The sequence below is a fragment of the Actinomadura sp. HBU206391 genome (assembly GCF_014323665.1).
Taxonomy (GTDB): Bacteria; Actinomycetota; Actinomycetes; order Streptosporangiales; family Streptosporangiaceae; genus Actinomadura_C.
In genome coordinates this window covers 1-7,272 of the sequence record NZ_JABVEB010000259.1, presented here as the reverse complement: position 1 = coordinate 7,272, position 7,272 = coordinate 1, and the positions used below count along the sequence as shown (strand labels likewise).

The window sequence follows — 7,272 nt, the reverse complement described above, 5'->3', positions numbered from 1 at the left end:
CGTCGAGAAGGCGTCGCGGGAGCGGATGCTCGAGGTCGTCGTCGAGATCGACGGCCGCCCGCTGTCGCACTGGGGTTGCGACGGCGTGGTGGTCGCGACGCCGACCGGGTCCACCGCCTACGCGTTCTCGGCGGGCGGACCGGTCGTGTGGCCCGAGGTGGAGGCGATGCTCGTGGTGCCGATCAGCGCACATGCCCTGTTCGCACGGCCGATGGTGGTCTCACCGAGGTCGGTCGTCGCGATCGAGGTGATCCCCGACACCTCGCGCGCGGTGCTGTGGTGTGACGGCCGGCGCACCGGGGAACTGCCGCCGGGAGCCCGCATCGAGGTGCGGCGCGGCGCGACTCCGGTGCGGCTCGCCCGGCTCCACCGCACACCCTTCACCGACCGGCTCGTCACGAAGTTCGGTCTGCCGGTCACCGGTTGGCGGGGGCGCTCTCGCACACAAGAGCGATAGCCTCACCTGAATGGGGCGCCGGGCCCCGTAACCCCCCGAGAGAGTCGGGGTACGAAACGTGATCCGGATAGGGGGTACCACGTGCGGCCGATGGTCGAGGAGGTACGAATCCAGGGCCTCGGCGTGATCGACGAGGCCGTGCTGGAACTGTCCCCGGGATTCAACGTCGTGACGGGCGAGACCGGGGCCGGCAAGACCATGGTCGTCACCAGCCTGGGACTGCTGTTCGGCGGACGTGCCGACCCGCAGCGGGTGCGACCCGGCGCCGAGCGGGCCACGGTCGAGGGCCGCATCATCGTCGACCCGGGCGGCAAGGTCGTCGAAAGGGTCGAGGAGGCGGGCGGAGAGCTCGACGACGGCGCTCTCATCGTCACTCGTTCGGTCTCGGCCGAGGGACGGTCACGGGCCCACCTGGGCGGCCGGTCCACGCCGGTGAGCGTGCTCATCAACCTCGCCGACGATCTGGTGGCCGTGCACGGCCAGGCCGACCAGCAGCGGCTGCTGCAGGCCGGGCGGCAGCGCAGTGCCCTCGACCGCTACGCGGGCGACGAGCTGACCAAGCCGCTGCGCGCCTACACCTCCGCCTACCAGCGGCATCGCCAGGTCAGCGCGCTGCTGGACGAGCTGACCACGCGCGCCCGCGACCGTGCCCAAGAGGCCGACCTGCTGCGGTTCGGGCTCGAGGAGATCGAGAAGGTCGACCCGAAACCGGGCGAGGACACCGAGCTCGCGACCGAGGAGGAGCGTCTCGGGCACGCCGACGCCCTCCGCACGGCCGCCACCACAGCGCACGAGGCGCTCCTCGGCGACCCCACCGCGGTGGTCGCCGCCGCGGACGCCGTCGGGCTACTCGGGTCCGCGCGCAACGCCCTCGAAGCGGTCCGCGGGCACGATCCGGCGCTCGCGACGCTCGCCGACCGGCTGGCCGAGGTCGGTTACCTGCTCGCCGACGCAGGCGGGGAGCTCGCCTCCTACGCCGAGTCGGTCGAGGCCGATCCGACCCGGCTGGCCGTCGTACAGGAACGCCAGGCGGCGCTGACCACGCTCACCCGCAAGTACGGCGCCAGCATCGACGAGGTTCTCGCCTGGTCGGCGCGCTCGGCGCAGCGGATCACCGAGCTCGACGGGGACGACGAGCGAATCGAGGAACTGCGCGGCGAGCACGAAGAGCTCACCGAGCGCCTGCGAGAGCTGGCCGGAGAGCTCACCGCGGTGCGCACCCGGGCCGCGGAGCGGTTCTCGAAGGCCGTCACCGACGAGCTGACAGCGCTGGCGATGCCGCACGCCCGCATCGTGGTCTCGGTCACCCAGGCCGCCGACTTCGGCGCGCACGGCGCCGACGAAGTGGAGCTGCGCCTGGCCTCGCACCCCGGCGCCCCACCGCTGCCGCTGCACAAGGGCGCCTCCGGCGGTGAACTGTCGCGGGTGATGCTCGCCATCGAGGTCGTCTTCGCCGGCGCCGACCCGGTGCCGACCTTCGTGTTCGACGAGGTCGACGCCGGGGTCGGCGGCAAGGCCGCGGTCGAGATCGGCCGTCGGCTGGCCATGCTCGCCCGCAATGCCCAGGTGATCGTCGTCACACATCTCCCGCAGGTCGCCGCCTTCGCCGATCAGCACCTGCTGGTGGAGAAGTCCGATGACGGCACGGTCACTCGCAGCGGCGTGACAACGCTCGACCGGGACGGGCGGATCCGGGAACTGTCCCGGATGCTCGCCGGGCTGGAGGATTCCGAGCTCGGCCGCGCGCACGCGGAGGAGCTGCTCGCGCTCGCCGCCGCGGAGCGCTGACCCCGCTCGGCCTCCGCGGCCTGACGCCCTTGGTGCCGTTGGGGCTGCTGCGGGCGACAGGGGCCGGCGGGCCCGCGTACGCGGTGGTGAGCGCGCGAACTGACACGCCTGAAACGATCGTCGTAGCCATGTCATCCCGGCTGCTCTGGCAGGATGGCAGGCGATGAACCACCCAACCCCGAAGTCCGAGTGGCGTTTGCGGTTGCCTCAGAAGCTGCCGCAACGCGCTCTTTCGGCGTTGGGTCGCGGCCGGGCGAACGGCAAGGCCGGCCTCAACGCGACGGTGCGCCTCGACCGCAGGACCAAGACGCTCACGAAGCGGCTCCGGCCCGGCGAGGTGGCCGTCATCGACCACGTCGATCTCGACCGGGTCAGCGCCGAGGCCCTCGTCTCCTGCAAGGTGGGCGCCGTCGTCAATGTGGCGCCGAGCATCTCCGGCCGCTATCCGAACCTCGGGCCGCAGATCCTCGTCGAGGCGGGCATCCCCCTCATCGACGACGTGGGGCCGGAGATCTTCGCTCGGCTCACCGAGGGCGAACTCGTCCGGGTCCAGGGCGAGACCGTCTTCCGCGGCGACGAGGTGGTCGCCAAGGGCACCGAGCACACGGCCGAGACGCTCGAGACCGCGATCGCCGACGCCAAGGCGGGCCTGTCGGTCCAGCTCAAGGCGTTCGTGGTCAACACGATGGAGTACATCAACCGCGAGGGTGATCTGCTCATCGACGGCGTCGGCGTGCCCGACATCAAGACCAAGATGGAGGACCGGCACGCGCTCATCGTCGTGCGCGGTTACCACTACCGCGAGGACATCGCCGCCCTCCGGCCGTACCTGCGGGAGTACCGTCCGGTGCTGATCGGCGTGGACGGCGGTGCCGACGCCCTCATCGAGGCCGGTTACCGGCCGGACATGATCGTCGGGGACATGGACTCGGTCTCCGACGACGCGCTCACCTGTGGGGCCGAGCTGGTCGTGCACGCCTACCACGACGGCCAGGCGCCCGGCCTCAAACGGCTGCACGACCTGGGTCTGGAAGCGGTGACCTTTCCCGCCACCGCGACCAGCGAGGACATCGCGATGCTGCTCGCCGACGAGAAGGGGGCGACCCTCATCGTCGCGGTCGGCACGCACGCCAACATGGTGGAGTTCCTCGACAAGGGCCGGGCCGGGATGGCGAGCACCTTCCTCACCCGGCTCCGGGTGGGCAGCAAGCTCGTCGACGCCAAGGGGGTGAGCCGGCTCTACCGCAGCCGGATCTCCACCTGGTCGCTGCTGCTTCCCGCGGTCGCGGCTCTCATCGCAATCATCGTGGCCGTGGCCGTGTCGCCCGCCGGGGGAATCATCGCCCCCGCGCTGGCCGACGGATGGCACGCCTTCCTCTTCTGGCTGACCGGACTCTTCTCGTGATCGATTTTCGCTATCACCTCGTTTCCATCGTCGCGATCTTCCTTTCCCTCGCGGTCGGGCTGGTTCTCGGCGCGACCACGCTGAGGGACCCCACGCTCGCCGGGCTCGAGAACTCCAACAAGGGGTTGCTGAAGAGCAAGGACGACCTGCGGCGGCAGGTCGACGAGCGGGAAACCCGGATCAAGGGCGCGGAGCAGTTCGCCGGTGTTCTCGGCCCGCAGTTCGTCGCCGGCCGGCTCAAGGGCGAGCAGGTCGTGCTGATCGAGACGCCGGGCTCCAATGACAAGATCCGTGAGCAGGTGGCGAAGACGATCACCGACGCGGGCGCCACCTACACCGGCAGCGTCAACGTCCAGAACAAGTACTTCGCCGAGGACCAGCTGGAGGTACTGGACCAGCTGGCCAAGTCGGTGAAGCCCAACGCCGTGACGATCTCCGACTCCGAGACGCCCTACGACCGGGCCGGGGCCGTGCTCGCGAGCGTGCTGGTGACCGATCAGACCTCCCGCGCCGGGCGTGAGGAGGCGGCCGGCGGTGAGGTCCTCGCCGGATTCAAAGATCAGGGTTTCGTAACCACCAGCGGCAAGCCGGGTGCGCGTGCGACACTCGCCGTCGTGATCGCACCTTCGACTGTGTACACGGGCAAGAGCGGGGAGACCGGCAACAAGGCCCTGGTCTCCCTGACCGCCGCCCTCGACAAGGCCGGCCGCGGCACCGTGCTGGCCGGGCCGCCGACCGCCGCGCAGGACGGCGGGCTGATCGCGATGCTGCGCAGGTCCGAAACCGCCTCCGTGGTCTCCACGGTGGACACCGCGGACACCTCCTCGGGTCAGGTCGTCACCGTCCTCGCCCTGGTGACCGAGATCGGCGGCAAGTCCGGCAAGTACGGGATCGGGTCCGGCGTCGACGGTTACCTCCCGACGCCGGCGCCGAGCACGGAGAAGCGTCCATGAAGCGTCTGATCATCGGCGGTGCCCTGGGCGCCGTCGCCGCGCGTGCCGCCTACACCGCCCTCACCCGGCGTCCTCCCGCCGTGGGCGACCGGGACGGGGCCGAGGCGTGGGGCCGCACCAACCACCGCGGTGAGCCGGTGACCCTGCTCGAGGGGCCGGCCTTCGTCGCCGGCGCCGTCGCCGGCGGTCTGCTCACCCCCGGCCTCACCGGGCGTACGCGGGCCGCCGCGCTGCTGGCCGGCATGGGCTCGGGAATCCTCGGCGGCTATGACGACCTGGCCGGTTCCGGCTCCTCTCGTGGTTTCAAGGGGCACCTGGGCGCGCTGGCCCGCGGTGAGCTGACCAGTGGCGGCGTCAAGATCGTCGGCATCGGAGCCACCGGGCTGGCCGCGGCCGCGCTGGCCCGCAAGCCTGAGCACACCGCGTTCGACGTACTCGTGAACGGCGCCATCGTCGCCGGCGCGGCCAATCTGATGAACCTGTTCGACCTGCGCCCCGGACGTGCGATCAAGGTCGGCGTGCTGGCGGGAGCGCCGCTCGCGGTGGGATCGTCGGCCGCCGTGGTCGCCGCCCCGCTCGGCGCGGCTCTCGCGCTGCTGCCCGAGGATCTCGGTGAACGGGCCATGCTGGGCGACGCGGGCGCCAACGCGCTCGGCGCCCTGCTCGGCCTCGGCGCGACCAGGCTGGGCCGCGGCGGCCGCCTCGCGGTGCTCGCAGGGCTGGTGGCCATGAACGGGGCCAGCGAGTTCGTCAGCTTCACCAAGGTCATCCAGCGCACCCCGGTGCTGCACCGGCTCGACATGCTGGGCCGGCGGCCCGCGCAGCAGGCCGCCGCGCCGACGCAGGGCGAGGAGCCCGACGCGGTTCAGGTGGCCGACGCGGCACAGTGACATCACGGCTGGCCCGCCTCACCGGGGGCCTCGCGGGGGCGGCCGTCCTCATCGCGCTCCTCACCGCCTTGGCGCGCGTCGCCGGCTTCGGCCGCACGTTCGTGTTCTCCCAGACGGTCACGACGTCGTGCCTCAGCCAGGCGTACTTCCTCGCCAACCAGATCCCGAACGTAGTCTTCGAGATCGTCGCGGGCGGCGCTCTCGCGAGCATGGTCGTCCCAGTGCTGGCCGGCCCGGTCGAACGCGGCGACCGCGAGCACGTGCGCCACGTCGCCTCGGCGATGCTCACGTGGGTGGTGCTCGTGCTGGTGCCGCTGTCGATCGTGCTGGCGGTGGCGGCCGGCCCGGTGATGGACCTGCTCGTCCACGGCCAGGCAGGTCGCTGCGAGGCCGATGAAGTGGTGGGCGTGGCCTCGCGGATGCTGGTCGTCTTCGCTCCGCAGATCGTGCTTTACGGGCTCGCCGTGGTGCTCTACGGCGTGCTGCAGGCCCACCGCCGCTTCACCGGTCCGGCCGTGGCGCCGCTGGTGTCGAGCCTGGTCGTGATCGGCGCCTACCTCGCGTACGTGATCGTCGGCACCGGCCGGCCGAACGACCTGGCGAACCTTCCGCAGAGCGCCGAGCTCACGCTCTCGATCGGCACGACGCTCGGCGTGGTGGCCCTCGTGGGCACCGCCATGCTCGCGGTCCGGCCGCTCCGGCTGGGCCTTCGGCCGACGCTCACCTTCCCGCCCGGTGCGGCCAGGCGGATCTCGCACCTGGCCCTGGCCGGGGTGGCGACGGTCGTGGCACAGCAGCTCGCCACGCTCACCGTCATGGCCCTGAGCGGTCGCGACACGGCCGGAGCGCTCGCGCACTACAACTACGCCTGGGCGGTGTTCCTGCTGCCATGGGCGATCCTGGCGGTGCCCATCGCCACGAGCGCCTTCCCCGTGCTGTCGGCGCGCGCCGACGAGCCGGAGTTCGACCGGATCACGGCATCGACCACACGTGCCGTCGTGCTGGTCTCCTGCGCCGGAGCGGCGGCACTGGCCGCCGTCGCGATTCCCGTCGCCCACCTGTTCGACCGGGCGCCGGGCACCTACCCCGACGCGCTGGCACACGCGATCCTCGCCTTCGCGCCGGGCCTGCTCGGCTATGGCCTGGTCGCCCACCTCGGCCGGGTGCTCTTCGCGGGCCGGCGGGGGCGGGCGTCAGCCGGGGCCACCGTGGCCGGCTGGCTGGTCGTGATCGCCGCGGATCTCGCGCTGGCGCTGACCGTCCCCAGGGACTGGGTCGTGCCCGCTCTCGGCCTCGGCAACACGATCGGCATGACGGTGGCCGGAGCCGCTCTGGTGATCGCGTTGATCCGTGCTCGCGGCCGTACGGCGGTCGCCGGGCTCGGCCGGGCGATGACCGCGGGTGTCGTCGGGGGTACGGCGGGTGGCCTGGCGGGCTACGGTGTGGCCTGGGGCATCGGCCCGGGCGGTCTGGTGACGAACATGGGCGTGGGGGCACTCGCGGCGGCTGCCGCGGCGGCGGTCTTCGCCGCGATCGCCCTCGTGATCGACGGGCGGGACCTGCGGGCCGTCCTCAGCCGGAAGGTGACACGTGATGGTTGAGCGGGACGGCGCCGGCGGCACCCCTGAGGGCGGCCCCGGCGCGAGCGACGTCGAAGGGCTCCGGATCGCCCTCGTGCTGGGCACCAGCGCCGGAGGCGTGGGACGGCACGTGCGCTCCATCGCCGGAGGACTGGTCGCCCGCGGCGCCCGCGTCGTGATCCTCGGGCCCGCGCAGGCC

Annotated in this window: 5 protein-coding genes and 2 pseudogenes; all 7 read left to right on the top strand. The window is 72.2% G+C overall.

Features of this window, described 5'->3' with window-relative positions; all coding sequences use genetic code 11:
* Positions 1-457 (top strand): annotated as a pseudogene (locus tag HKK72_RS33395) (NAD(+)/NADH kinase); the annotation flags it as partial.
* Between the two features lie 90 nt (positions 458-547).
* Complete coding sequence (recN, locus tag HKK72_RS33390; RefSeq protein ID WP_187238414.1) at positions 548-2,245, top strand: DNA repair protein RecN; 1,698 nt, start codon at positions 548-550, stop codon at positions 2,243-2,245.
* Between the two features lie 163 nt (positions 2,246-2,408).
* Positions 2,409-3,650, top strand: coding sequence for a putative cytokinetic ring protein SteA (gene steA, locus HKK72_RS33385; protein WP_187238411.1), 1,242 nt, complete (start codon positions 2,409-2,411; stop codon positions 3,648-3,650).
* A complete protein-coding gene (locus HKK72_RS33380; RefSeq protein ID WP_187238410.1) occupies positions 3,647-4,603 on the top strand; it encodes a copper transporter in 957 nt (318 codons plus the stop codon). Before steA ends, HKK72_RS33380 begins: the two co-directional genes overlap by 4 nt.
* A complete protein-coding gene (locus HKK72_RS33375) occupies positions 4,600-5,493 on the top strand; it encodes a hypothetical protein (RefSeq protein ID WP_187238409.1) in 894 nt (297 codons plus the stop codon). The genes HKK72_RS33380 and HKK72_RS33375 overlap by 4 nt, the downstream gene beginning before the upstream one ends.
* Positions 5,490-7,094: a murein biosynthesis integral membrane protein MurJ gene (gene murJ, locus HKK72_RS33370; protein ID WP_315987578.1), complete on the top strand. Its 1,605-nt coding sequence runs from the start codon at positions 5,490-5,492 to the stop codon at positions 7,092-7,094. The genes HKK72_RS33375 and murJ overlap by 4 nt, the downstream gene beginning before the upstream one ends.
* A pseudogene (locus HKK72_RS40275) lies at positions 7,087-7,272 on the top strand (glycosyltransferase family 4 protein); the annotation flags it as partial. The gene murJ and the pseudogene HKK72_RS40275, both read left to right, overlap by 8 nt.